This window comes from Variovorax sp. PDC80, from assembly GCF_900115375.1.
Classification (GTDB): Bacteria; Pseudomonadota; Gammaproteobacteria; order Burkholderiales; family Burkholderiaceae_C; genus Variovorax.
On record NZ_FOWG01000015.1, the window covers coordinates 88,541 to 114,691 of the forward strand.

Consider the following 26,151-nt stretch of genomic DNA (forward strand, 5'->3'; position numbering starts at 1 on the left):
TCAGATTTGCCCCGATGTCCACGATCGTGCTGTCCTGGCCAATGCCTTCATCGGGGGGCGTGCGTTCGGAGTCTAAGTCTATGAGAACGGACGGCACTGCGTTCAGCCTCGCTTGAGCACCGGCAACACTTCTTGCGCGAACAGCCGCATCCCGCGCAGCGCCACCGTGCGGTCGAGCACCCCGTTGCCATTGAAGACGCAGCGCAGTTGCCGAATGCCGGTGCGTGCGGTGAGGGCCTGTATCTGTTCCAGGCAGGAAGCCGGGTCGCCGACGATCGCCTGCGTGCGCAGCACCTCGGCAGGATCGCGCATCGGCAAGGTGCCCGGGGCCTGCCCGCGCAGGATCGCGAAATGCTCGCGCCGGCGGTGGAGCAGAGGCAGCAGCGCGTCGAACTGCTGCCGTGCCTCGGCCAGGGTCGCGCCGATGCAGACATAGCGCGAGAGCGAGGAGCGCGCGAGGAAGGGAGCACGTCGCCGCGCCACCGCTTCACCGTCGAGCGAAGCGAACGCAGCTTGCACATGTGCGAGCTGCGCCTGCTCCGGCGGCTCCAGGCTCAGCAGCAGCGGCAGATCCTCGCTGACGGCGAATCGCATCGTCTCCTCGGTCGAACCCGCGATGTACAGCGGCGGCGCCGAGGTCGTGAGGTGGCGGATCTGCTGCGCCTCGAAGCGCCAGGGGCCGTCGTTCGATGACACGCTCTCGCCGCGCAAGGCCGCGATCACCAGCCGGCAGCCCTGCGCGAAGCGCTCGCGCGTCTGCTGCGGATCGATCTCGAGCGCGCGCAGGGTCGATGCATCGGTGCCGCGCCCGAGGCCCGCGTCGAAGCGGCCATCGCCCTGCAGCGCCAGCTGCGCGATCTCCTCGGCCAGCAGCAGCGGATGGTGCAGCGGCACCACGAGCGCGGAGACACCGATGCGCAGGCGCTCGGTGCGTGCGAGCAGCGCGGCCGCCAGCAGCAGCGGCGAGGGATAGGGGCCGCCCTCGGCCAGCAGGCGGAATTCGTGGAACCACGCGCCGTCGAAGCCCAGCTGCTCGGCCTCCTCGAAGAACGCGAAGAACTCGCGCGACGGGCCGAGCGTGGCCTCGCGCGACCAGCCGGCCAGGTCGATGCGCAGCGCGGGTGCGGTCATGGCGCGGCGGCGGCCGTGAAGAAGCGCAGGCCGCCGCTCGAGAAGGCGGCGATGCCGGGGCCGTAGGCCTGCGCCAGGCGTTCGTCGCTCAGCACCTCGGCGGGCGATCCGGTCGCCACCAGCCGGCCCTGGCCGAGCAGCGCGAGCTGGTCGCACCAGGTGCTGGCGACATGCAGGTCGTGCAGCACCACGAGCACGGCGCGCGTGCGGGCGCTGTCGCGCAGCAGGGCCATCAGGCGGTGGTGGTGCGGAATGTCGAGGTGGGCCGCGGGCTCGTCGGCCACCAGCAGGCGCGGGTCGTGCGCGAGCGCGCGCGCCACGCCGACGCGGGCGCGCTCGCCGCCCGACAGCGAGGCATGGCGGCGGTCGATCAGCGCGTCTAGCTCGAAGCGCGCGACCAGCGCGGGATCGGGCGCGCGGCCCGGGCGCTGCAGCTGCAGCATCTCGCGCACGGTCAGGTCCCAATGGCTCTCGCCGTGCTGCGCGACATAGCCGATGTGGCGCGCGAGCTCGGCCGGCTTCCATTGGTCGAGCGCGCGCCCGAGCAGCGCGATGCGGCCCTCGCGGGGTCGCACCAGCCCAAGCGCGGCACGCAGCAGCGTGGTCTTGCCCGAGCCGTTGGGGCCGACGATGCCGAACAGGCCGCGCTCGGGGATCGCGAGGTCGATGCCGTCGAGCAGGGTGCGACCCGAGGCCTGCACCCGCAGGCCGCCGAGGCGCAGGGCATCGGCCGTCATCCGCGCCTCCACAGCAGCAGCGCGAGGAAGAAGGGGCCGCCGATCAGTGCGGTCAGCAGGCCCGCGGGGATCTCGCTCGGAGCCATGGCCGAGCGCGCCAGCGCATCCACCAGCACCATGAGGCCGCCGCCCGCGATGGCGCAGGGAACGGTGAGCCGCGCATGCAGCGGGCCGATCCACCAGCGCATCAGGTGCGGCACGATCAGGCCCACGAAGCCGATCAGGCCGCCCCAGCTCACGGCCAGCGCGGTCGCGAGCGAGGCCACGAGCACGGCACGGGCCGAGAAGGAGGCGGCGCGCACGCCCATCGCATGGGCCGTGTCCTCGCCCAGGCCGAGCGCGTCGAGGCCGCGGCCCAGCGCGCGCACCAGCAGCACCAGCACCAGCAGCACGGGCGCGAGCACGGCAATCTCGGCGCTCGTGGGCGTCTGCACGCCACCGAGCTGCCACGAGATGATGGCGCGCAGGTTGGTCGACTCGTCGCCGAACACGATCACGATGAGGCTGCGCAGCGCCGCGAGGATCGCGGCCAGACCGACGCCCGCGAGCAGCAGGCGGTTGCTCTGCCAGCCACCGCCGAGCCTGCCGGCCAGCAGCACCAGCCAGCTCGCGCCCCAGGCGCCCGCGAAGGCCAGCACCGGCAGGCTCAGCGCGCTGGGCACCAGCGCCGGCAGCAGCAGCGAGACCGCGGCACCCACGGCCGCGCCGCTGGCGCTGCCGAGCAGATACGGTTCGGCCAGCGGATTGCGAAACACGCCCTGGAACACCAGGCCCGCCAGCGACAGGCAGGCGCCGACGAAGAAGGCCCCGGCCACGCGCGGCGCGCGCCACACGCGCACCAGTTCGGCCTGCAAGGTGTCGGTGCCCCACCATTGCGTGGGCCAGACCGTGGCGGCGCCCACGCTCAGCGCGAGCACCACGGCCGCGGCCAGCAGCAGGAGCAGCACGAGCCACACCGTGGCCATCGATGCACGTCGGCCGTCGGTGGCGTGCCTCATGCGAAGCGCTCCGGATGCAGCGCGCGCGCGTACTGCTCGACGGCCTCGATCTGGCGCGGACCGGGAATCAGCTTGTGGCCGCGCTCGAGCACGACCACGCGCTTCGTGCGCACGGCGCGCAGCGTGTGCCAGCCGGGGCGCTGGCCGATCAGCGCCGGATCGCGCGGCACCTGCTGCAGCGAGACGATCACGTCGGGGTCGCGCGCGAAGATCGCTTCGGCGCTGACCTGGGCCGCGCCCTGGAGGTCGGCGAACACGTTGCGTCCGCCGGCCCAGCCGAGCGCGTCGTTGGCATAGTGGCCCGTGCCCACGGTCTGGAAGGCACCGCGCGCGGCGGCCGCCGTCTCGAAATAGACGCTGCGGCGCGGCGCGCCCGCGAGCCGGCGTTCGATCGCGGCCAGCCGCGCCTGCATGTCCTCGCGCACCCGGCGGGCCTGTTCGTCGGCACCCGTCGCGCGCCCGAGCAGGTCGATGTTGCGGAACACCGAGGGCAGGTCGGGATGCGCGAGCACCACGCAGGGCAGCTTCGCGCGGTCGAAGGCATCGACCAGCGACAGCGCCGAGTGGTGCGAGGGCGTGACCACGAGCAGGTCGGGCCGGAAAGCGGCGACCGCCTCGGCCGAGTAGCCGAGCGCGCCGCCGATGCTGGGCTTGGCGCGCGCGTCCTCGGGCCAGCGCACGCGCCCGCCGATGGCCACCACGCGGTCGGCCAGGCCCAGGGCCCAGGCCAGCTCGACGTTGCTCGGGAACACCACGACGATGCGCCGCGGTGCGCGCGGCACGACGACGCGCCGGCCCAGCGCATCGACGAGCTCGCGTGGGAAGCCGCCCGATGGCGCCTCCTCGGCGCCCGCGGGCAGAACGGCCGTCATGCACACCATGCCGAGGATCGCGTCGCGCCGGTTCACGCTCAGAAGGTGTAGCGCGCGCGGGCGAACACCGTCCTCGGTGCGCCGGCGTTGCCGGCTTCCTGCGCCGACAGGTCGTCGGCGATGTAGTACTTGTTCGTTAGGTTGTTCACCCCGGCCTGCAGTGTGAGCGAAGGATTGACGCGATAGGCCACGGCGACGTTGAGCAGCAGGTAGCCGGGCAGCTTCTGCGGATTGACCGCATTGTCGCGGAGGTAGCGGCTGCCCACGTAGCTCGCGGTGCCGGTCACGGCCCAGGCGCCGTGCGCATAGGTCAGGCCCGCGCCCGCGATGTTGTGGGCCGACATGCGCACGCGGTAGCCGCCGAAGTTGGTGCTGCGCGCGCCGCTGTCGGTGTAGGTCTGGAAGTCCTTGAGCCGCGCGTCCTGCCAGGTGTAGTGCAGGTAGCCGTTCCAGCGCGGCGAGAGCTGGAACTGCAACTGGGTTTCGATGCCCTTGGTGCGCGAGGTCGCGTTGCTGAAGACGAAGGAGTCGGGGCCGTTGCGGTAGGAGCGCTGGCCGTCGATCTTCTCGGCCTCGAACAGGCTGAGCTGGTAGCTCCAGCGGTCGTCCGCGGCGCGGCCCTTCAGGCCCACTTCCTTGCTGCGCGTGATCTCGGGCCGCAGGATGTCGGGCACCACCACGCCGCCGCGCGTGTTGAGCGCCACGGCCTGCGGCCGGAAGCCTTCGCTCCAGTTCGCGAACACGGCGTGCGAGGAGGTATCGCCCTGCAGGAACAGCCAGTCCACGCCGGCGCGCGGGCTGGTGTGGCTGCCTTCCTGCGCCGAGATCACCTGCGTGCCCGTGCGGCCGAGCGTCTGCTCGAAGCGGTCGTGGCGCACGCCCAGCGTGAAGCCGACCGGGCCGTACTCGAAGCGGTCCTGCAGGTAGACGCTGCGCACCTCCTGGTCGAAGCGCGAGGAGGTGATGCTGCCGCGCACGCCGCGCGGATCGTTGCGCACGTTGCTCACGGGGATGCCGTAGAACGGTCCGCGGTAGGTGGGCGCGTTGCTGAAGCTCGGCGAATCGAGGCCCTGCCAGCCGCGCTCGAGGTTGAAGCCGGCCTGGAACTCGTTGCTCCAGCCCTTGCCCGCCATCAGGTGCGTGGCCGCGAGCTCGTGGTAGACGCCGCGGTCGGCGGTGTAGCTCTCGGAGTAGCCCTTGCTCACGGCCGCGGGCGGCGGAACGATGGTGATGCCGCCCGCGAAGAAGCGGTTGTAGCGCGCGAAGCTGCTCAGGTGGTTGATCGACCAGCCGGCGCCGAGCTCGAAGCGGTTCTTCCACGAGAAGGACTGGTAGTCGCCCGTGACGTAGGAGTCGGGAATGCCGTAGTTGTCGCGCGACGTGATGCCGAAGATCGGCTTGCCGTTGACCAGCGGCACGATCGAGCCGCGGTCGCCGCGCACGCGCGTGTCGTAGAGCTGGAAGCCGGTGGTCCAGTTGCGCGTGACGGCGAAGTCGCCGCCGACCAGCAGGGCCGACTGCGCGCGGCCGGCATCGCGCTGGAAGCCGTTGTAGTCGCTGTTGGCCACGCCGATGTAGAGGTTGCCGCGCTCGAAGTCCCAGCGGTAGCGCAGGCTGCCGTCGAGGCGGCCGTAGCTGCCGATGGTGGCCGTGAGGCTGCCGCCCGCGCGCTCGGGCTTCATGAAGAACTGCGCCACGCCGCCGATCGCGTTCTTGCCGTAGAGCGCCGAGGCCGGGCCCTTGATGAACTCGAGCCGGTCGACCAGGTCGGGCGCGATCAGCGTGATGTCGGCATTGCCCTGCAGCAGGCGCAGCGGCACGCCGTCCATCAGCACCAGCACGTCCTGCGTGTCGCGCAGGCCGCGGGTCTCGAAGCGCGAGTAGTAGTTGCCCTGCGTGCCGTACTGCAGGCCCGGCACGCTGCGCAGCGTGTCCTCGAGCGTGACGGCGCCCACCGCGTCGAGCTGCGCGCGTTCGACCGAATAGGTGGCGAAGGGCAGCCGCAGCGTGTCGGCTTCCTGGCGCGTGGCGGTGGAGATGGTCTTGCGGTCGCTGACGGTGGTGGGCGGCAGCGAACCGGCGCCCTCGGCGTCCTGCGCCGAAGCGACCGAGGCGAGCAGCATGACGCCGGATCCGATGAGGGCTTGGTGGGGTCTGACGCGACCGCGCCTGGAGATGTTGCGCACGTGGGCTTCCTTCGGGCCCGCGCTCCCGCGGGCCATGAGAACAAACCGGGCGCCGATGGATGCTGCAAGCGACCGGGTCCGCGCCCACGCGTGACCGGCCCGGCTTGCCTGCACTCCCGCAGCGACCGAACGAGGCGAAGGCCGGTATCCGGGCTTGCGGAGCGCAGCGAGGCATCGAGCGATGCTTCGCTGCCGCGATCCTCGCCTTCCCATGCCGAGGCACAGTGGCCGCCGGTGCCCGCGAAGGCATCGACTGTGAGGACCGCGAATCCGCCGACCGTTGCGGGGGCAGCGCAGGAATGGGGCCCTGTGGGGCTCGTCACCTGCTTCCCGTTTAACGCCGGTCGAGGGACCGGCGCACCTTCGCGCACGCCGGCTTGGGTGATGCTTTCGTTTGCATCGGCCGGCGGGGCGGATTATAGGAGCGGGTCTTGCGCCGCCTGGCGCGAAAAGCTCAGGGCGTGGGCGTGTGTGGCAGCCGCACCGTGAACACCACGTAGCCGTCGTCGTGCGCATAGCCGATGCTGCCGCGGTGCGAGCGCACGATGGCCTGCGCGATGTGCAGCCCCAGGCCCAGTCCGCCCTTGTTGCGCTCGTTGGGCACGCTGCGCTGCTTGAAGGCGCTGAACAGGTCGGGCACCAGCGCGGCATCGATCGGCGGCGCGCGGTTGGCCACGCTGAACACCACGTGCGCGTCGACCTGCTCGAGCCGGACGCGCACCGCCTCGCCGGGCAGGCCGTGGTGGCGCGCATTGCTCACGAGGTTGCCGATCAACTGCGCCATGCGGTCGGGGTCGGCCAGCACGGGCAGCGTCTTGGGCGCCTCCAGTTCGAGCTGCGAACCGGGGTAGGCGGTGCGCGACTCGTCGACCGCGTCTTCCAGCAGCCGCGCCAGGTCGATCTGCGCCGGCACCATCTGCAGGCCCATGCCGCTTTGCAGGCGCGAGGCATCGAGCACCTGGCCGATCAGCCGCGCCATGCGGCTGCTCGAGGTCTGGATGCGCTGGCCCAGCCGCGCGCCGGCGTTGCTGCCGTCGGGCAGGCTGCGTTCGAGCAGCTTGGCCGCCATCGTGATCGACTGCAGCGGGTCGCGCAGGTCGTGGCCGAGCACGGCCAGCAGCTCGGTGCGGGCCTTGTAGGTGTCGGCCAACCGCGCCGCGCTGGCGCGGATCAGCTCGTCGCGCAGCTGGCGCGCGAAGTCGAGGTCGTTGGCGCCCCAGGGCACGCTGGTGTCGCGCACCGTCTGCTTCCAGACGTCGAAGGAGCCGCGCGGCGTGAGCCGCGGCCCGAGCGGGCCGCTCACGTAATGCTTCTCGGGCTTGCCGCCCCAGCTGATGGTCTCGATCTGTTCCTTGCGCGCGAGCACCAGCCAGCCGTTGTCGATCGCATCGAAGCGCAGCGCGAGAAAGCCGCACCACACGCCGCCCAGCGAACGCAGGTTCTCGGGCAGTTGCTCGCGCTCGTGCAGCGCCACGATCTCGTCGCCGTTCTTCGACGCGGTGAGCCACTGCATCAGCGCCGCCGCGGCCTCGCGCGGCATGTCGCCTTCCACGTGCAGCCGCGACTGCTCGGCGATGACCGCCGCCTGCGCGTCGAAGGCATCGGCCAGCGGACGCGCCAGGCCGATCAGCGCGCTGAAGGTGTCCTCGGCATGCAGCACGGCCTCGATCAGCGAGCCGCGCAGCTGCGCCGCGCTCGAGGCCCGGCCCGCCTGTTCGCGCGCCAGCAGGCTCTGCACGTTCGAGGCCAGCACCTGCGCGAGCACGTCGCAGGCCATGCGGATCGCGTAGGGCACCTGGTGAGCGCTGCGATGGTGGCAGGCCAGCATGCCCCAGAGCTGGCCGTTGATGACGATCGAGATGCTCATCGACGCGCCCACGCCCATGTTGCGCAGGTACTCGATGTGGATCGGCGACACGCTGCGCAGCGTGCAGTGGCTCATGTCGAGCGGCGGCAGCTGCGGATCGGCCACGTCGAGCCCGACCGGCGCGGACTGCACGTCCGCGATCAGGCGCAGGGTGTTGATCACGTAGAGCCGGCGCGCCTGCGCCGGGATGTCGCTGGCCGGATAGCGGCGGCCCACGAAGGGCTCGAGCGCCTCGTGGCGGCGCTCGGCCACCACCTCGCCGCTGTCGTCGTGGCGGAAGCGGTAGGCCATCACGCGGTCGAAGCCCGTGAGCTGCCGCACCGCCTCCACCGAGAGGTTGAGCAGGCCGTCGATCGAGCCCTGGCGCTTGAGCCGGTCCATCGCGCGGTGCGCCTTGAGCGCGAAGTCCGACACCGCGTCCGCCGTGGCGTCGCGGGCTTCGAACTCGGCCACCAGCTCGTAGCCGACGCGGTGCAGGATCAGGTCGAAGCGGCGCTCGCCGAGCGTCACCTCGAGGTTGATCGGCGAGCCCTCGCCGGTATCGACCGCGACGCCGTTGGCCTCGTGCAGCGCCTCGTGCACCAGCGCGTCGCCCATGAAATGGTCGGCCGACAGCCGTTCGCCCAGCGCGGGCGCCGTGTCGCCGAGCAGCGCGCGGGCATTGGCGCTGACGCGCGTCAGCGTGAGGGTCGAGGCATCGAACGCGAACAGCGCGCCATGGTGCTGCACCAGGCCCGGGATGTGGATGGGCTCGCTGTCGCAGTTGGCCAGCGTGACAGGCTGCGTGGTCGTGGGTAGGGGCGGCCGTTCCAAGTGGCGGGAGGCGCTTTGCGCGTTGAGGGAGACGAGGGCCACGCTCGGTGCGTGGGCGGATGGAGGGCCGGCATGGCATTTTGCCTGACGGCGCGGCGGCGCCAACCGGGCCTTCCCGGGCGAAAATGGCGCCGGGCCTCCCTCCGATGCCCGCACTCCCTGAAAGACAACCTGCATGCAATCTGCCGACGCGGCGACCTTCGACGAGGCCTACTACCGGCGCTACTACTTCGACAAGAAAACGAAGGTGGTCGACCCGCAGCACGCCGAGCGCCTCGCGGCCTTCGTCTGTTCGTACCTCAAGTACCTGCGCGTGCCCGTGCGGCGCGTGCTCGACATGGGCTGCGGCATCGGCCACTGGCGCGATGCCATCGCGTTGCATTTTCCGAAGGCCAGCTACCACGGCGTGGAGTTCAGCGAATACCTGTGCGAGCGCTACGGCTGGGAACGGGGCTCGGTGGTCGACTACCGGGCCAGGGAGCGCTTCGACCTCGTGATCTGCCAGGGTGTGCTGGCCTACCTCGAACCCTCCGATCTGAAGAGCGCGCTGCGCAACCTCGGATCGCTCAGCGCGGGCGCGCTCTACCTCGAGGCCGTCACGCAGGAGGACTTCGAGCAGGACGTGGTCGACGAGGACCTCAGCGATCCGCGGCTGTTCCGCCATCGCGCGCAGGTGTATCGGCGCGGGCTGACGCGCAGCTTCAAGGAAATGGGAGGCGGCGTGTGGCTGAGCCGCCAGGCGGAGGTGCCGACCTTCGCGCTGGAGTGCGCCGACGCCTGACCGTTGGCGCGCCGGCTCACGGCTCGGCAAAGAACTGGCTCGGCGTCTGCCCGAAGTGCTTGCGGAACATGGTGGCAAAGGCGCCGGGACTGTCGTAGCCCAGGCGCAGCGCGATGTCGATGATCTTCTCGCCATCGGCCAGCAGCTCCAGCGCGCGCAGCAGCCGGGCCTGCTGGCGCCATTGGCCGAAGGTCATGCCGGTCTCCTTCGTGAACAGGCGCTGGATGGTCTTCACGTCGAGCGACAGCCGCCCGGCCCAGTCGGCCAGGGTGGAGGCATCGTCCAGGCGCTGTTGCAGCCGTTCGCAGATGCGCAGCAGCCGCGGGTCGGCGGGCATCTGCAGGTGCAGCGGCAGCACGGGCAGGCTACGCAGCTCGTCGAGGATGAAGCGCATCAGCCGGCCGTCGCGGGTGCCGGGCGCATAGGGCTGCTTCACCTCCATCGCCGCGCGGATCAGTTCGCGCAGCAGCGGCGGAATGCCCACGGCCTGCGTCGCGGTCAGGGTCTTCGGTGCCACCTCGGGCTTCACCAGCAGGCTGCGCATGTGGACCTCGCCGACGCAGCGGATCTCGTGCGCCATGCCCGCGGCCATCCAGATGGCGCGCGTGGGCGGCACCACCCAGCGGCCGGCCTCGGCCTGCACCACCATCACGCCGCGCAGGGCATAGATCAGCTGGTGCTTGGTGTGCTGGTGCGACCGGATGTGCCAGCCGGCGGGGTAGTCGGTGCCGCGGCCCGCGATCGGCGAGGACTCGCCCTCGATCTCGCGCAGCACCTCGGGCAATGACTTGGGACGGCGCGGGAGGTTCATGTCCTTTTTGCGAAAGGTGTTGGTCGGTTGGCGCAAGACAGGCGAGGCGCATCCTCCCATAATTCCGGGGCGCCGGCGGCCCGTTCCTCCCGACCTCGCGCCCCTCGTGCCGGCCGGTCCCGTCTCCCCAGTGTGAAAGTCCCCATGCCGCCTTCCGCGACCGCCTCTCTCGAATCCCAGGCCACGCCCGCGAGCGTCGCCGCCGCCAGTCCCGCGAAGGCCAAGCCCGCCTTCGGCATCCTGGGCGCCATCAGCAGCGCGCACATGGTCAACGACATGATGCAGTCGCTGATCCTCGCGATGTACCCGATCCTCAAGGGCGCGTTCTCGCTGAGCTTCGCGCAGATCGGCCTGATCACGCTGACCTACCAGCTGACGGCCTCGCTGCTGCAGCCGCTGATCGGCCTGTTCACCGACCGGCGTCCGCAGCCCTACTCGCTGCCCATCGGCATGACGGCCACCCTGATCGGCCTGCTGCTGCTGGCCTTCGCGCCCAGCTTCGGCATCGTGCTGCTGGCCGCGGCCTTCGTGGGGCTCGGCTCGTCGATCTTCCATCCGGAGTCCTCGCGCATCGCGCGGCTCGCCTCGGGCGGCCAGCACGGGCTCGCGCAGTCGGTGTTCCAGGTCGGCGGCAACCTCGGCACGGCCATCGGGCCGCTGCTCGCGGCCGCGGTCATCGTGCCCTTCGGCCAGCACAGCGTGGCCTGGTTCGGCCTGGCCGCGCTGCTGGGCATCGGCCTGCTGCTGCAGGTGAGCCGCTGGTATGCCTTCCATCACGTCACGGCCGGCGTGCGCAAGAAGGGCGCGGTCGAGTCGCCCTATCCGCGCCGCGTGGTGCTGGGCGCCATCACGGTGCTGCTGGTGCTGATCTTCTCGAAGTACTTCTACGTCGCGGGCATCAGCAGCTTCTACACCTTCTACCTGATGGACCGCTTCGGCCTCACGGTGCAGAGCGCGCAGCTGCACCTGTTCTTCTTCCTGTTCGCCTCGGCCGTGGGCACGGTGCTCGGCGGGCCGGTCGGCGACCGCATCGGCCGCAAGCCGGTGATCTGGGTGTCGATCCTGGGCGTGGCGCCGTTCGCGCTGCTGCTGCCGCACGCGGACCTGTTCTGGACCACCACGCTGACCATCGTCATCGGGCTGGTGCTGTCCTCGGCCTTCTCGGCCATCCTCGTCTACGCGCAGGAGCTGATGCCGGGCAAGGTCGGCATGGTCTCGGGGCTGTTCTTCGGCTTCGCCTTCGGCATGGGCGGCCTGGGCGCCGCGGTGCTGGGCCTGCTGGCCGACCACACCAGCATCGCCTTCGTCTACCAGGCGATCGCCTACCTGCCGCTGCTCGGCGTGGTCGCGGCGCTGTTGCCCGGAAAATCGCGCAAGTCATAGCTCCCCTTTGCCCGCTGCATGCCCTCCACCCGAATCTTTCGCGGCGCCGATGCGCTGATCGCATGCCTGCGCGCGGCCCGCGTCGCGCGCATCTTCACGCTCTCGGGCAACCACGTCATGCCGGTGTTCGACGCGGCCTTCGGCTCGGGCATCGAACTCGTGCACGTGCGCCACGAGGCCAGCACCGTGCACATGGCCGATGCCTGGTCGCGGGTGTCGGGCGAGGTCGGCATCGCGCTCGTCACCGGCGGTCCCGGCCACGCGAATGCCGTGGCCGCGCTGTACACCGCGCAGATGGCCGAGGCGCCGGTGGTGCTGCTGTCGGGCCATGCGCCCAACGACCAGCTGGGCCAGGGCGCGTTCCAGGAAATGCGCCAGGCCGACATGGCCGAGCCGGTCTGCAAGGCCTCTTGGCGCTGCGCCAGTGCCGATGCGGTGGCGGGCGATGTCGCCAAGGCCATCCGTATCGCGAAGTCGGGGCGGCCCGGCCCGGTGCACCTGAGCCTGCCGAGCGATGTGCTCGAGGGCGCGGCCACCGTGCCCGCTTTCGGCCCGGAAGCCTTCGCGCCCGAGCCGCGGTTGCTGGACCCGGCGCTCGCGACCGAGCTGGCCCGGCTGCTCGCCGAGGCCGAGCGCCCGCTGATCCTCGCGGGCCCGTCCTGCCTCACGCGCGATGGGCGCGCGCTGATCGCCGCGCTGGAGCAGGCCACGGGCGTGCCGGTCGCCGGCATGGAGAGCCCCCGCGGCATCGGCGATGCGAGCCTCGGCGCCTTCGCGCAGCTGCTGGCGCGCGCGGACTGCGTGCTGCTGCTGGGCAAGCGGCTGGACTTCACGCTGAAGTTCGGCACTGCGTTGGCCGCCGATGCGCAGGTCCACCAGATCGATCCCGATGCGGATGAACTCGCGCGCAGTCGCCGTGCCCTCGGCGAGCGCCTGCGCACCGAAGCGCAGGCCGATGCCTGGCCGGCGATGCGGGCGCTGACAGCGGCCGCGGCTGGCGCTAGGGATCCGTCGTGGCTGCGGGAAGCGCATGCATGGCTGGCCTATCGCCCCGCCGCATGGGACGACGCGCGCGCCTCACTGCCGCGGCGCCTGCATCCAGTGCAGATGCTGCGGCCGCTGCAGGCCCTGCTCGACAGCCATCCCGAGTCGGTGCTGGTCTGCGATGGCGGCGAGATCGGCCAGTGGGCCATGGCCTGCCTCAGCGCGCCGCACCGCGTCAACAACGGCGTGGCGGGCGCGATCGGCGCCGGACTCGCCTATGCGCTCGGCGCGCGCTGCGCGCAGCCCGGGGCGCCGGTGATTGCCGTCATGGGCGACGGCACCGTGGGCTTCCACATCGCCGAGTTCGACACCGCTATCCGGCACCGCCTGCCCTTCGTGGCGGTGGTGGGCAACGACGCGCGCTGGAACGCCGAATACCAGATCCAGCTGCGTGACTACGGGCCCGAGCGGCTGATCGGCTGCGAGCTGCAGCCCACGCGCTACGACGCGGTGGCGCAGGCCTTCGGCGCGCACGGCGAACTCGTCACCGAGGCCGATGCATTGCCCGACGCGGCACGGCGCGCGATCGCGAGCGGCAAGCCCGCCTGCCTCAACGTGATGATCGAGGGATTGCCCGCGCCGCAGATCCGGCGCGAGCCTTGAGACGTCGCGGGCCACGGGCGCCCGAAGTCATTCGATTGGCGCCGCAGGGATAGTGCGGTCCATTCCAGCGCGATCAAGAATTTCACGGCCTCTGGAAGAAGGCGTGGTCCCCGCTCCGGCTCAGGCGTGGGGTCTTGTGAATTCGAACCGATCACGTTGGAGACACATCTTGACCAAGACAGAGAATCTCGTGCGGCCGATCCGGTCGCTGCTCGTGGCGCTGGCCTGCGGCGCACTCGCCTCGTGGGCCCAGGCGGCCACCGACATTGCCAACACCCTCGTGCGCACCTGCTCGAACCAGCTCGATGGCTCGCAGTACGGCGACGCCGTGCTCAACGACTTTCGCGGCAGCCGCTTTCCCTCGCCGAAGACCGGCGGCTTCAAGGTCACGTCCGTCCAGCAGGTCTGGCTCGCGCTGCCGGCCTACTGCCTGGTCAAGGGCACGATCCAGCCCACCTCGCCCGGCGGCGTCGACCCGGCCGTGAAGGACCCGAGCTACCGCGTGCGCGACATCAACTACCAGATCTACATCCCGGCGCAGTGGAACGGCAAGTTCGTGCAGCTCGGCGGCGGCGGCTTTGCCTGGAAGTCCGACGTGGTCGCCGCCGGCACGCAGACCAGCCAGCAGTTCGCGCTGCCGCTGCAGGGCGTGGCGCTGGCCAACTACGCCGTGGTGCTCAGCGACGCGGGCGCCGACGGCTCGAACGGCGCCTTCGACCCCGACTTCGTGCGTCCGGGCCGCAACCTCGCGGACGTCGCGAAGCAGGAGATGGTGAAGAACTTCGGGCAGGACTCGATCAAGAAATCGCTCGACGTCGGCCTGTACCTGCTCAAGAAGCTCACCGGCACGGCGCCCACCGACACCTACTTCGTCGGCATCTCCACCGGCGGCCGGCAGGCGCTCAAGGCCATCGCCAGCTGGCCCGATGCCTACGACGGCATCGTCGCGGGCGCGCCGCCGGTCGACGAGACCAACCTGCTGAAGACCCTGCAGGTGCCCGACACCGTCAACGACTGGACGACCAACTGGGCCAGCGCCTCCGCCATGCTCACCAGCCTGTTCGGCCAGGACGTGTCGCCCCAGACCATGAGCGACGGCCTGGGCGCGACCTCGCGCTACCTGGCGGACGTCGCGATCGAATCGGGCGCCGACTACGACGGCTATCACCGGCTGCTCGACCAGCTGGCCCCGGTGTGGAACGTGCGGCCCGCCGAGCTCGTGCCCTTCCTGCGCATGTCGGCGCGGCAGAAGAGGGACGGCGGCAAGGGCAAGAAGATCGTGATCTACCAGGGCACCTCCGACTTCCTCGTGCCCTGCACGCAGGCCGGCGAATTCGTCAGGCAGCTGAACGGCCTGCCCGCAGGCGGCCAGGTCGCGGCCGCCGACATCCGCAACACCGTGCGCGCCTATTTCGTCGAGGACTACAGCCACGGCTTCTACAACACGAATGCCGTGCTCAAGCGGCTCGGCCTCACGCCCCTGCAGCTGAACTGGAACGCGCTGGCCGATCTCGACCGCTGGGTGCACGACGACCAGGCGCGGGGTGGCGCGCCTTCGCTGGCGCGCAATGCCTCGGGGGAGATTCCTACGGCGCAGGCCTTGAGTGCTTGGAGGTGCGTCGCGGCGCCCTGAGAAGTGTCATCGGCTGGGGCCTGGCGCGCGGAGATCAGCGGCGCCGGATGTTCCCGAATTTCGTCGAGTATCAGAAAAGAACGAAAAAGCGGAACATGCGTCGGCACGTCATGTGCCAGTGGTCAAAGTTGCTGCAATGGACCGGCTCGCAGCTCAACGGCTTGAGGAATATTTTTGACCACCGCGCGCGCAGCGTTGTTCAAAGTCAATGCACGGAAAGTCAGCTTTCGCAAGATGTTGCTGGCTCATCGCTCTCCGCGCAATCCCTTTGCCACGGCCACTTTCGAGGATCGCAGTGCGAGCGATTGATAGTGCAGTTGTGATGGCAAAGGTTATTGCAATGGCAGAGTTCATCACTGCAGAAGCAGCTGGGCCAACCCCTGCCCAACTGCTGCTGCCGCTGCTTCCTCGTAAGCGCGCGGCCATGTCATCGAAACCGGAAGCATGCGCGCGCGGTTAGACTTTCGCTGTCGGCCAGAAGCGGTCGTATGGGCTTATCTTAGACTCCCAGGAGAGAGAATTATCACGATGACGGTGATTCCGAGTTTGTATCCCGTGCCGAAGCAGGAAAAGGAACTGTGGTGCTGGGCAGCCGTGTCAAATTACGTCGCAGACACGCTCGGATCTGGGCCGGGACAATGTGGCGTCGCTAAGCTTTGTATTCCCACTGCCTGTAGTGGAGTGTGTGCCGAGCCGGACTGTGATACCGAGCACTTCCTCGAGAGCGCCTTGCAGGCAGTCGGTCATTTCGGACACGGAATCGTTGGTCCTTTGACAAGCGCCCAAGTCCTAAAGGAAATCGATGCAGGTCGCCCAGTTGGAGTTCGAATCGAATGGTCCGGCCAAGGTGTTGGACATTTTCTCGCCATCTTTGGCTACATTGTCATGGGTGCTTCGCCCTCGTACTATGTATACGATCCCGCGCACGGCTCGCTCGACGTTGTCTCGCCATATTCACTGACGCACAGCTATCAGGCAACGGGCAAGTGGACGCACAGCTACTTCACCGCGTAACCTAGATGCCGATCGCTTGGCCAAGACCCGTGCCTCTCTCTGCGGCGCTAGTTCAGCGGCTTGACCCTGCACTTAAGCTGCTTGGCGTGGACAGCGCTAAACTGACAGCCATGATCGTGCCGTCGCTTGCCATGGGCGCTTCCGGCAACATCCAATATGTAGGGCGACACTTTCTCCTGCTAGACCGGCGTACGGCGGTAGCTCTGGCACGCAACGCGTACGGGCGCTGGTTTCCTGAAGTTCAAGGACCTCCATTTGCGGAAAAGGTCGCAGCCCAAATCGATTGGTTGCGAGAGCAAGACGACGCGTCGTTTCCGTATGCATGTGCTCCAAGCTATGTCAGTGCTCCGATAATCAATGCGTTTTGCATTGGTTTATACGTTGGTAAAGCCAATCATGTTGTACGCATCGTGCGCCAAGATAGCGCAGGCGTGATGAGAACCGAGCCGACAGACAACTTGGTCGGCGATGTGGTCCGCAGTGTGCGCGAGCGACAGGCGCGAATTGTCTCGCGGAATCGCGGTCGCGACTTTCCCTCCAACTGACGCGCAGCGGGGCTGGTGCCCATGCTGCTTAGACAGGTTGAGACCAGAAGCACGTACCACTTCCACTAGCATCAGGCGGATTCTGCGATCTACGCCATGTGCGCACCGAAGAGAATTGCCGATGAAGGTCGAAAGGAAGACATGTCCGCTTCGGGCCCTCACCAGCCATTCATGGATCTAGATTGGCGGCCGCGAACCAGTCACTCGTCCGCTACGGGGGTAGCACGAGCAGGTGCACGCATCCAGACGCTCGAAAGCGGTCACACCACTCGAACATCACCATCGGCCTGCTACCGACGAAACATCCGGGCTAGCTGAACTCGGGCGGAAGAGGCGGCAGCGGCAACCGCCCGGTCGCGGTCAAACTGAGGCGGCCGGAGGATGGCTAAAAGGTTGTTACAGTCTGCAAAAATACCCTGGCCGCTGCCTTGGACGGTTATGGGCTGATGCCCGTGCAGAACGCGCGGAGATATCCGTGCCTTGCACGTCGCCCCAATAGCCGAAAAGAAGGGAGAGACGAGATGCTCAAGAGACGAGAGGACTTCGTCGCATGACGACAGCGGCGAGCCGTTGGGAATGGCTGGATTTCGATGAGGATGAATCGCGGCAGATTCGCGACTTCCTGAGCCAGCAAGCAGAAGGCGAGGGGGTCGATCCGCTGCGCATTGGTGCCAGCGTGCGAGATCGCATGGCGGACACCCTGTTTCCGGGAACATCCACTCAGTACACGCGCCTTCGTTATGTCATCCTGGCACCGGCCCTGCTGAGCAAGCGGGGCGTGACGCTTGAAGGGCTTGAGGGAAGCCAAGCGGCGTTGAACACGGCGATCGACCTTGCGAACCGCAGCGAGAAGGGCGTCATTGGGCGGCGAAAGCGCGAGCGTGACTTCGTACGTCTGTACTGGACAGCTATCGGGGAGTGGAAGCTCCTCACGTCAGTGGGCGGGGACCGGCGCGACGTGACAGTGGAGAACGGGTGGGAAGCCTTCCGTTTCTCGGGGCGGGCTGACGAGGATGGCAGCCCGCTTTCGGAGGCGCGCGTTCGCTGGGACCCCAAGGTCGTGAAGCTTGCCGGCGATTTTTGGAAGCGAAAGGATTCCAAGAGTCCCAACATTCAATGCACCAAAGCGGAGGTCGACTACTTGCTGGATCGATGGCTTGCGCTGGCCAAGGAGCCAGCGCTTGCAGCGCTGGCGTCTCAGGTGAAGGCCGGCCGAGTTGTTTCGAAGGCCGCATATCCCTGGGACGTTGCCATGACTGACCACGCTCGCGCCAGAGACGACCTGCAGCGCGCCAAGGCCATCAGCATGGTGTGCTGGACCGCGCAATTGGCCTACAACTGCGCACTTGTCGGCCGGGCTCGAAAGCTCGAGGCAGACTCCGCAGAAGCGGCATGGCAGAAGAAGGCCGGGCAGCTGGACGCGATGCAGGAGAAGCTGGACAAGCTGCTGGGCGACTGGCAAAAGGCTGTTGTCGCGGAGCTTTCCGACTTGGGTCCGTGGACGAAGGAGGAAACGTGGGAGCCTCTGGGCGACCGAAGCGCGCGGCGGTTTCTTGCTGCCTGCGCGCAGCGACTCGTGGACGGCAAGAGGGACCTGACGTCCCGGAACTGGGCCGATTCGGTCAGGAAGAGGGAGAACAGCGTAAATCCGGCGCCGAAGCTGGCCCATGCAACTCACCTGGCGACCTGGTCTGGAACGCCGGAGATGGCCAACCGATGGGACTTCCGTTGGAAGGCCTGCGTCAAGGCCTTCATGTTCGACGCGGAGAACCCGCATGGCTAGCCGCACGGGCCCACTCGATCCATATGCGCGGTCGACGTTGCGCCGCGCGCTATTGCCGCCGCCCGGCTATCGGTTTGAGCAGGCCTTGGCAACCGCCTACAGCCTCGATGCGGAAACCCTCATCACCATGCCTCTTTTCGCTGCCGGACTTGACGCGAAGGGGGTAGCCACGCCGGTCGGCATCGCTAGGGTCTTCGAACTCGGCGAGCGAATGACCCTGCTTGTCCAAGGCGACCGGATCTCGATTCCAGACCGCTTAGCGTCGTCGCGCGAGCTGCTCAAGCTTGTTGGCGGCGCTGTCGTTCCGTGTTCCGTGAGGGGAGGCTCCTTCCATCCAAAGTTGCTTGTCGCGGAGTTCACGGCGCGTGACGACCCATCTCGCCAGTTGTGCCGGGTTGTCGTCACCACGCGCAACCTGACCACTGACAACTCTTGGGATTCGATCGTCGTGCTTGATGAGATGGCGGGCGGAGTTGCCATCGCGGGCTTGGCGGAGGCCGTTGGCGGCTTGGCGAGGTACATCAACGACAGCAGCCATCCAGCCGTCGAGAACTGCAAGCGGATCGCAAAGAAGCTTGAGACGGTGAAGTTTCAGCCATTGCGTGGCATCGATCGTCTTGATGTCCGGCTCTTCGAACCCGGCAGCCCCAACGCTTCCAATGTGAAGGCGATGCTCACGGGCGACAACTTGCTGGTCATCTCGCCGTTCGTCAGTCCGGGACTACTGGACGAGCTTGCAGGACAGGCGGGCGCCGCGACCACGGAGCGATGGCTTGTCACTCGACCGGTCGACATTCCGCTTTCGGCCTTTGAAAGCTACCAGGTGTTCCAGCTTACTGAGGGAGCGACCCCGTCGCACGCTTTCGCGGGTGAGGGGCGCGAGCCAGATGTTCCGCAAGCGCAGGAGACGGGCGGTGCACGTGGTCGGCTGGTTGGCCTGCACGCGAAGATCTACATGTCGACTTCGAAGAAGAAAGGCACGAGCATTGTGGTCACCAGTGCCAATGCGACCACAGCCGGTTGGACGCGCAACGTCGAAGTCGCCGTGACAGGTCTTGCCCGGGCCAAGGCATTCTCTGTGCCAACCCTCATGGAACGGCCGGCCGACCCGAAGCCGGCGGAGGACGAAGAGCCCGCATTCCGTGACCTGCTTGATCCCTTAACCCTGGAGGCGATCGAAGCAGGGCCGCGAGATCCTGATTGGATGCAGGAAGCGCAACGTTGCCTGGCTGGTGCAACCTGTGTCGGGACGATTACCAAGGGTCCGCCGAGGATGCTGCAGGTCGTCGCCAAGTATCCGCCTGACCGCGGGTCGTGGCCTGCTGATGCAGCAGTGTCGATGCGCCCTTTCGGTCAAGCGACTGACGGCTGCCCGATGGTGGTTCACCGGAGCGAACTTGTCGCCTCCATAGCCGTCGAGGCGGGGGCCGAACTTGTCCCCTTTGTGGTCCTGACAATCCGCACCGCCATAGACCAACCTCTGGAGGTGATGCTCGCCATGAAACTGGAGGGCGATATCGACTGGTGCCGCGAGCATGCGCGAGCCAGCTTGTCACGCGCAGCCAAGCCGCGGCTGTACGAGGAACTGCTGTGGCACTTCGGCGTGAGAGGCGGGTTACGCAAGTCCGCCGCGAAGACTCCGTCCGCGAACGCTACGAAGGCAAAGGCCAGCGACGACGCCATCCTTCCCATCCTTGAGAAAGTGCTGCTGCGCGTTCATGGTGCCGATGCGAAAAACGAGATCCAGATGATCGACAGCTTGCTTTCCGGAGTCGAGAACGACCCCGAATTCGAGAGCCTGGCTGGGATGTGGAACCTCATCAAGGCATCGCTGTGACGCCCGCAGGCCGCGCCCTTCTTGACCCAAACCTGCTCGAGTTCCAACGTCGGACCATCGACTACGCGCATCAGCGTATGTTTGTTGAAGGGCAACGGCGCTTCCTCGTCGCAGACGAGGTTGGGTTGGGCAAGACAAAAGTGGCGCAGGGCGTCATCGCGCTCGCGACGGCCGGGAAGCCGCGAAACGTCCTCTACCTCGCATCGAGCAGCCATATCGTCGGCCAGAACCTTCGCAAGCTGGCGACTGGGGCGGTCGTGCCTGCGGCCCAGGGTTCGTTGAGCCTGCTGGCAATGCGTGTGCACGGTCATGTCGTGCAAGGCGAGCTGATCGGCCTGACGCCGATCAAAGACTTGCGGGGTGACCATTTCGGGTCAGCCCATGAGCGGGCGCTGCTGTATCGCTTGCTGTGGCGCAAGCATCGGGCGCTGATGGCGCAGCCGCCAGTGAGGAAGATGTTCCAGGGGCGAGCCAAGGACGTCACTTTCGATGGGCACTTCAAAACGGCCATACCGCCTTCCCTGCATGACGATTTCGAGAGGCACCTCCCCGAGAACATCGTTCAGGCGCTCTCGGACCGAACATACCGTGAGAAGCACAGGCGGCTGATCGTCGGTGGCCTGCGCGCGGCTTTGGCGAGATGCGCGTTGGAGAAGCTTGATCCGGCGATCGTCGTCGTAGACGAGATCCAGCGGTTTTCCTCAGACCTGATGGCCGGCATGCCGACGCCTCAGGTTGCCTACATGCTGGAGCGTCCACTGCTCGTTCTTTCCGCAACGCCGTATCAGGCGGATGCTCCAAGCGGAGAGCCTGAGCCGCACAAGGGCTTCATGGACCTTGTAGGGTTCCTCAATCACGGCATATCTGGAAGAGCGGCGCGTGTCAGAACCGCTCTGAAGGAGATGGAACAGTCCTTGCAGGATGAAAAGGTCAGCAGGGAGCGCGTGGCCGCTGCGGCTGGAAAGCTGGAAAAGCTGCTGCGCTTGTTCATGGCCAGGACTGAGCGACCTCATGACGCGCACGTGGAACGGGTCGTCGTCAACGCGGCTCTTGACAAGAACGACCTCGCGGCGCTCCGGCAAGCGATCGCCTTGCTGAAGGCGGCCAGTCCTGCTAGCAAGGATCGGCGACATCGGTTCGCTGAGTTTGTCGAGCTGTGGAAGTCCACGCCGTACCTGCTCAGCGCCCTCGGCGACAAGTACGCAGCGGGTCGCGATATTCGCGAGCTGTTGAAAAAGGGGCCTAGGCGGCTGCGGACGCCGTCGGCCCTGACGGTCGGGCAACTGGAGCGCAACAGCTCGCTCGGCGACATTGGGCATCCTCGGCTGCGCGCCCTGATCGGGGCAATGGGCCGTGATGCGCAGGACCACCGCTTGTGGCTTGCGCCGACCGTCCCCTACATCTGTGATCCAGATCGAATTCCAGGCGTTGGTCCGTCCAAGACCTTAGTGTTCACCTCATGGTCGGCAGCTCCGCCAGCCATTGCGACCGCCTTGAACCTGCATGCCGAACTGCGTCCCAGCGGGAAGAAGAAGGACTTGAAGTTCTCGCGAATCAGTAAGCGCACTGGAGTGGAAGAGACTGTGCGATCCACCTACGTCCTGGCCGCCCCGCTTTGGCGATTCGCCGGTCACAGCGATCCGTTCGTGGCCATGCGCGGGGCGGGCCATCCGCTGGATCCGGGAGAAATGGTCGCGCGCGTGCGCCAACAACTACTGGACGCGAAGTTGCTGAAGGTGTCGTCTTCCGCGAAAGGCGCCAAGGCCGTGGAGACGGCCGTGGCCTTGAATGCCGGGGCAAACTATCCGGCGCCTGCCGGCTGGGCGCGATCGAACCTGGAGTCTGCTAGCGACCTCATGGCAGCGGTAAGCCGCCAGGATTCAGCCAGCGTGACCACCGGCGTTGCAAATGATCTGGCGATGATGGCTGCTGCTGCTCCGGGGACCTGCGCCTACCGGGCATTGCGGCGCGCCGTCCCTGGCCTGGGCCGTAAATCTGCGCGCGGCGCGTGGCTGTCTGCAGCCCTCAGCATTGGAAGCAGCATCGTTCGCCTATTCCAGCGGCCAGCCGCCGTGGCCATCGTCGAGGCCTCCTCTGGTCGGTCCAAGGTGGACTATTGGCAGAAGGTACTGCGGTTCTGCTTGGCGAACGACCTGCAGAGCGTGCTCGACGAGTACCTCTTTCTTCTTGCTCGCGACAGTTCCGAAAAGAACCCGAGCAAGCTGGCTAGGTCGCTCGCGGAAAGCGTGGAGGTCGCCCTGAGCACAGCTGGAGGCCTTCACGTTGTCCGGCCCAAGCCGCCGTCGAAGCAGCATCTAGCTGCGAGGTCGTCGTACGGGGTGGCGATGTTCGCGCGGTCCTTAGGTGAACAAGACAGCTTTCCCGATGAGGACGCACAGCCGACCAGGACAAAGTTTGGCACGGGCCCGCATGGCAGCCCCTTGCTGACTGCCTTCAACTCGCCGTTTCCGCCCTTCGTGCTGACCACGACCTCCACCGGACAGGAGGGGCTGGACATGCATCGGTACTGCCGGCGGCTCGCTCACTGGAATCTTCCTGTGTCTCCGCTGGCACTGGAGCAGCGTGAAGGACGGATCGACCGATACCTGAGCCTTGGCGTGCGAACGAACATCGCGAAGCTGGAACTTCCGGGCTGGAAAGGGGGCTCGAAAGTGCGGCTTGGGCGCGAAGGCCCCTGGCATCTGCTGTTGAGCGAAGCAGGGCGGCGGAAGGACGCCCATAGGAGCATGCTCGCGCCATTTTGGCACTTTGGCGCTGGACACCCGATTAAAGCGCTCGCCATCAACGTGCCGTTCTCGCGCGAAGAGACCACATGGGAACGGCTTCAGGAAGAGGCGAGCTGGTACCGGTTGGTTTTGGGCCAGCCTGATCCGCGCCGGCTCCTAGAGCGACTGGCCAATGGTGATGTTGAAAATCAGCGCCAGATCGCTGGTCTTCGGTTGGACTTGGCGCCTAGGCCGAAGAGATGAGGACACCCACCTGCGCAAAATGCGGGGCGAGCTTCTGCTCCCTGCATTGAGCCGTCCGAGACTGAATCGCCACGAAGCTGACGCTCGCCAATGCCCGAACATGGCCGGTTCCGGTCATTGGTCGCATTTTGCCGTGCCCGGCACCAATGATGCGGCAGCAGTTCGTCAGCCGGTGGCAGGTATGCGAGTGGATGCACGCCAGCACGCTGCGCAGGTATGCCCACGGGTCCCGGCCGTTAAGCTTGGCAGCCCGCACCAGGCTCATCATCGCTGCCGCGCGCCGCGAGCGACTTGCTGTCCACGAACAGCCAGTTCTTCGTGCCGAGTTTCAAGGGCTTGATCTATCGGGCGATCAGGTTATCGTCGATGAATACCGCGCCGTCCTCCGGGTGCAGGACTTCCCTGGGCCGGCTGACACGACAAGGCTTGAAAATAGATCCGCCCTGGACCGTCTTGACAGCTGCATGTCCACACCCTCAGCGCGCGTCATCAAACGCCGCATCAATCTCCTCGACGTTCATCGCCGAATAGCTCGCCGCCGAGCCGCCCAGGTCCCACACCGCCTCGCCGCCCTCGACCGCACGCGCCATCTCCTCTTCCTTGCGCATGCGCGCAAGCGCGGCCTCGACAACCTCGCCGGCCTCGCGGCGCGGCACGCAGACCACGCCGTCGCCGTCGGCCATGACCAGGTCGCCCGGCTGCACCAGCACGCCGTCGCAGACCACGGGTGTGTTGACGAAGCCATGGCCGCACTTGTCGGGATGGATCGAGAGGACGTGGGTGGACCAGACCGGCAGGCCCAGCGCCTCGACCGTGTCGGTGTCGCGCACGCAGCCCTGCACCACCACGCCCGCGAGGCCCTTGCGCAGCGCATAGCGCGCCGCCATGTCGCCCCATTGGGCGCCCGAGGTCTCGGCGTCGCAGACCACCACGAGCACGTCGCCGGGCTGCGCGAGGTAGAGCGCGCGGTGCATCATCAGGTTGTCGCCGGGCGCGCAGAAGGCCGTGACGGCGGGGCCCGCGATGCGCGCGCCCTTCTGGATCGGCCGCATGCGGCTGGACATCAGGCCGCCGATGCCGCGCGGCGCGGCCGCCTCGTGCAGGTCGGACACCGTGGCCTCGCGCGCCTTCGCGCACAGGGCCGCTTCCACGCGATTGACGCGCAGGAACACTCTGGAACTGTTCACGGTCGCTCCCGGTTCAGTGCGGCACGCAGTAGGCGTCGGCCGCGAGACGGAAGGTGGTGCGCTTCATCAGCCGCGGCTGGTTGAGCTGCATCTCGTCGCGGCGGTGCATGGTGCAGCCGTTGTCCCACATCATCAGGTCGCCGTTGCGCACCTTGTGGCGGTACACGAGTTCGGCGCTGCCGCCGGCCTCGAACAGCAGCGGCAGCACGCGCGCGTTCTCGGCCTCGCTCAGGCCCTCGATCGCCACCAGCGTGGTCGGGTCGGCATAGAGCGCCTTGCGGCCGGTCAGCGGATGCGTGAGCACCACCGGGTGGAAGGCATCGGGAAGCTTCGCCATCTCCTTGGCCTGCTCGCTCTCCTTGTCCTTGAGCTCGAGCGTGTTCATGATCGCCATGCGCTTGGCATAGCGGTAGGTGCCGGTGCGGCCGTCGATCAGCGCGCGCACGTCGGCCGGCAGGCGCTCCCAGGCGCCGTACTGGTCAGCCCAGTAGATGTCGCCGCCGCCCTTGGGCACCTCGAGGCCGTAGAGCATGGCGCCGGTGGCGGGCTTGACGCGGAAGGTCTGGTCCGAATGCCAGTCGACGTCGTCGCCGCCCGCGAAGCCGCCGACGAAGCGGCCGTCGGCATAGCGCAGGGTGCTGAAGTAGATGATCTCGTCGTGATAGGGCGACTGGATGTCCTTGCGGTTGGCGCTCTCGCAGTGGCCGAACTGCTCGGTGAAGCGCACCTGGTCGGCCTCCTCGAGCGACTGGCGCGGGAACACGATGACCGGCGCGTCCTGCCACAGGCGGCGCACCTGCTCGATGGCGTCGGGGTTGGCGAGGATGTCCTCGATGCGTTCGTCGATCTCGATCACGAAATCGGAATGCAGCGGGCGGAACTTGAGTTCTTGCGCGAGCACGGTCATGGGATGTCTCCTGGGTGTGTATGAAAGAAGAAAAGGGGAAAGAGGGGCGGCGCGTCAGTCGGCCTTCATGCCGGCGCTGCGGATGATCTCGGCATTGGTCTGGCGTTCCGAGCGCAGCCAGGCGACGAGCTGGGCATAGTCCATCGGCGGCGCGGGCTCGAAGCCGAGCTCGTGCAGGGCCTTGGCGGTCTCGGGCAGCGCGAGGATCTTGCGCATCTCGGTGGCCAGCCGTTCACGCACCTCCACCGGCGTGCCGCGCGGCGCCATCAGCGCATTCCAGGCCACCACGCTGAAGCCCTCGAGGCCCTGCTCGGCCACCGGCCGGATCTCGGGCAGCGCGGTCATGGCCTTGGCCGAGGTCACGGCCAGCGGCTTGATCCTGCCGAACTGCGCGCGCGAGGCCGCCACGGTGTCGATCAGCACCGGCACTTGGTTGCCCAGCAGCGCGGTCATCGCCTCGCCCGAGCCCTTGTACTTGATCGAGAACAGCGGCACGTTCTGGCGCCGGATCATCTCGAGCACCAGCTGCGCCGTGACGCTGGGCAGCGCCACGTCGACCTTGTCGGGCCGGCTGCGCGCGAGCTTGATGAGTTCGGGCAACGTCTGCACGCCGAGCGAGGGGTGCACCGAGATCACCATCGGGATGAAGGCGGTCGCGACGATGGGATCGAAGTCCTTCTCGGCGTCGAAGCCGATGTTGTCGTAGAGCGCCGGGTTCATCGCATGCGTGCCCGAGGCGCCCATGATCAGCGTGTAGCCGTCGGGCGTGGCGCGCGCCGCATAGGCGGTGCCGATGTTGCCGAAGGCGCCGGGCCGGTTCTCCACCACCACGCCCTCGTGCAGCGCGGCCGAGAGCTTGGCCGCGAAGTAGCGGGTGGCGATGTCGGTGCTCTGCCCGGGCGGGTAGGCGATCACGATCTTGATCGGCCGGTTCGGGTAGCCCTGGGCCAATGCGCCGGCGGTCAGCGCGAAGGCCAGCGGCAGCGCGGCGAGCCGCCGAGCGAGGCGAAAAAGTGAGGTCATCGCTGT

Annotated in this window: 20 protein-coding genes and 1 riboswitch; of the genes, 9 read left to right on the forward strand and 11 right to left on the reverse strand. The window is 67.6% G+C overall.

Going from position 1 to position 26,151, the window contains the following annotated elements; all coding sequences use genetic code 11:
• Positions 1 to 102: 102 nt before the first annotated feature.
• The 6 genes from BM109_RS33655 to BM109_RS33680 all read right to left on the reverse strand — a co-directional run bounded on the left by BM109_RS33655 (position 103) and on the right by BM109_RS33680 (position 8,604).
• On the reverse strand, positions 103 to 1,131 hold the full coding sequence (locus BM109_RS33655) for an LLM class flavin-dependent oxidoreductase (RefSeq protein WP_256222938.1): 1,029 nt from the start codon (positions 1,129 to 1,131) through the stop codon (positions 103 to 105).
• Positions 1,128 to 1,868, reverse strand: a complete 741-nt coding sequence (locus BM109_RS33660; RefSeq protein ID WP_093353235.1) for an ABC transporter ATP-binding protein — start codon at positions 1,866 to 1,868, stop codon at positions 1,128 to 1,130. The genes BM109_RS33655 and BM109_RS33660 overlap by 4 nt, the downstream gene beginning before the upstream one ends.
• On the reverse strand, positions 1,865 to 2,866 hold the full coding sequence (locus BM109_RS33665) for a FecCD family ABC transporter permease (RefSeq protein ID WP_256222939.1): 1,002 nt from the start codon (positions 2,864 to 2,866) through the stop codon (positions 1,865 to 1,867). Before BM109_RS33665 ends, BM109_RS33660 begins: the two co-directional genes overlap by 4 nt.
• Entirely contained in the window at positions 2,863 to 3,774 is a 912-nt protein-coding gene (locus BM109_RS33670) for an ABC transporter substrate-binding protein (RefSeq protein WP_256222940.1), read from the reverse strand. The genes BM109_RS33665 and BM109_RS33670 overlap by 4 nt, the downstream gene beginning before the upstream one ends.
• Before the next feature lie 2 nt (positions 3,775 to 3,776).
• On the reverse strand, positions 3,777 to 5,861 hold the full coding sequence (locus BM109_RS33675) for a TonB-dependent receptor (RefSeq protein WP_093352912.1): 2,085 nt from the start codon (positions 5,859 to 5,861) through the stop codon (positions 3,777 to 3,779).
• Between the two features lie 184 nt (positions 5,862 to 6,045).
• Positions 6,046 to 6,304, reverse strand: a riboswitch (cobalamin riboswitch).
• Positions 6,305 to 6,378: 74 nt separating this feature from the next.
• Positions 6,379 to 8,604 (reverse strand): ATP-binding protein, encoded by a 2,226-nt coding sequence (locus tag BM109_RS33680; protein ID WP_256222941.1) that lies wholly within the window; start codon positions 8,602 to 8,604, stop codon positions 6,379 to 6,381.
• Positions 8,605 to 8,779: 175 nt separating this feature from the next.
• On the opposite strand from BM109_RS33680, the gene BM109_RS33685 reads away from it, so the two are divergent.
• Complete coding sequence (locus BM109_RS33685; RefSeq protein WP_093352917.1) at positions 8,780 to 9,385, forward strand: class I SAM-dependent methyltransferase; 606 nt, start codon at positions 8,780 to 8,782, stop codon at positions 9,383 to 9,385.
• Between the two features lie 16 nt (positions 9,386 to 9,401).
• Here BM109_RS33685 and BM109_RS33690 read toward each other — a convergent pair whose 3' ends face one another.
• A complete protein-coding gene (locus BM109_RS33690) occupies positions 9,402 to 10,196 on the reverse strand; it encodes an AraC family transcriptional regulator (RefSeq protein ID WP_093352921.1) in 795 nt (264 codons plus the stop codon).
• A gap of 144 nt (positions 10,197 to 10,340) precedes the next feature.
• On the opposite strand from BM109_RS33690, the gene BM109_RS33695 reads away from it, so the two are divergent.
• From BM109_RS33695 to BM109_RS33725, 8 genes are all read left to right on the forward strand, one after another.
• Complete coding sequence (locus BM109_RS33695; protein WP_093352925.1) at positions 10,341 to 11,579, forward strand: MFS transporter; 1,239 nt, start codon at positions 10,341 to 10,343, stop codon at positions 11,577 to 11,579.
• Positions 11,580 to 11,597: 18 nt separating this feature from the next.
• A complete protein-coding gene (locus BM109_RS33700) occupies positions 11,598 to 13,226 on the forward strand; it encodes a thiamine pyrophosphate-binding protein (protein ID WP_093352927.1) in 1,629 nt (542 codons plus the stop codon).
• Positions 13,227 to 13,395: 169 nt separating this feature from the next.
• Positions 13,396 to 14,859 carry a tannase/feruloyl esterase family alpha/beta hydrolase gene (locus tag BM109_RS33705; RefSeq protein ID WP_143129311.1) on the forward strand — a complete coding sequence of 488 codons (1,464 nt, stop codon included), beginning with the start codon at positions 13,396 to 13,398 and terminating at the stop codon, positions 14,857 to 14,859.
• Positions 14,860 to 15,387: 528 nt separating this feature from the next.
• On the forward strand, positions 15,388 to 15,873 hold the full coding sequence (locus BM109_RS33710) for a cysteine peptidase family C39 domain-containing protein (protein ID WP_177239536.1): 486 nt from the start codon (positions 15,388 to 15,390) through the stop codon (positions 15,871 to 15,873).
• A 110-nt stretch (positions 15,874 to 15,983) separates the two neighbouring features.
• Positions 15,984 to 16,418 carry a hypothetical protein gene (locus BM109_RS40985; protein ID WP_143129312.1) on the forward strand — a complete coding sequence of 145 codons (435 nt, stop codon included), beginning with the start codon at positions 15,984 to 15,986 and terminating at the stop codon, positions 16,416 to 16,418.
• 550 nt (positions 16,419 to 16,968) lie between these two features.
• The gene (locus tag BM109_RS33715) at positions 16,969 to 18,201 is read left to right on the forward strand and encodes a DUF6361 family protein (protein ID WP_093352935.1); all 1,233 of its coding nucleotides are present in this window, start codon (positions 16,969 to 16,971) and stop codon (positions 18,199 to 18,201) included.
• Complete coding sequence (locus BM109_RS33720; protein ID WP_143129313.1) at positions 18,194 to 20,038, forward strand: phospholipase D-like domain-containing protein; 1,845 nt, start codon at positions 18,194 to 18,196, stop codon at positions 20,036 to 20,038. Before BM109_RS33715 ends, BM109_RS33720 begins: the two co-directional genes overlap by 8 nt.
• The gene (locus tag BM109_RS33725; protein ID WP_143129314.1) at positions 20,035 to 23,028 is read left to right on the forward strand and encodes a hypothetical protein; all 2,994 of its coding nucleotides are present in this window, start codon (positions 20,035 to 20,037) and stop codon (positions 23,026 to 23,028) included. Before BM109_RS33720 ends, BM109_RS33725 begins: the two co-directional genes overlap by 4 nt.
• On the opposite strand, the gene BM109_RS40990 is transcribed toward BM109_RS33725, so the two are convergent.
• The 4 genes from BM109_RS40990 to BM109_RS33740 form a co-directional block, all read right to left on the reverse strand.
• A complete protein-coding gene (locus BM109_RS40990) occupies positions 23,012 to 23,296 on the reverse strand; it encodes a transposase domain-containing protein (RefSeq protein ID WP_143129315.1) in 285 nt (94 codons plus the stop codon). The two genes, BM109_RS33725 and BM109_RS40990, sit on opposite strands and share 17 nt — an antisense overlap.
• A 208-nt stretch (positions 23,297 to 23,504) precedes the next feature.
• Complete coding sequence (locus BM109_RS33730) at positions 23,505 to 24,215, reverse strand: 4-carboxy-4-hydroxy-2-oxoadipate aldolase/oxaloacetate decarboxylase (RefSeq protein ID WP_143129316.1); 711 nt, start codon at positions 24,213 to 24,215, stop codon at positions 23,505 to 23,507.
• A gap of 13 nt (positions 24,216 to 24,228) precedes the next feature.
• Entirely contained in the window at positions 24,229 to 25,122 is an 894-nt protein-coding gene (locus BM109_RS33735; protein WP_093352948.1) for a TauD/TfdA dioxygenase family protein, read from the reverse strand.
• Positions 25,123 to 25,176: 54 nt separating this feature from the next.
• Positions 25,177 to 26,145: a Bug family tripartite tricarboxylate transporter substrate binding protein gene (locus BM109_RS33740; RefSeq protein ID WP_177239537.1), complete on the reverse strand. Its 969-nt coding sequence runs from the start codon at positions 26,143 to 26,145 to the stop codon at positions 25,177 to 25,179.
• Positions 26,146 to 26,151 lie beyond the last annotated feature (6 nt).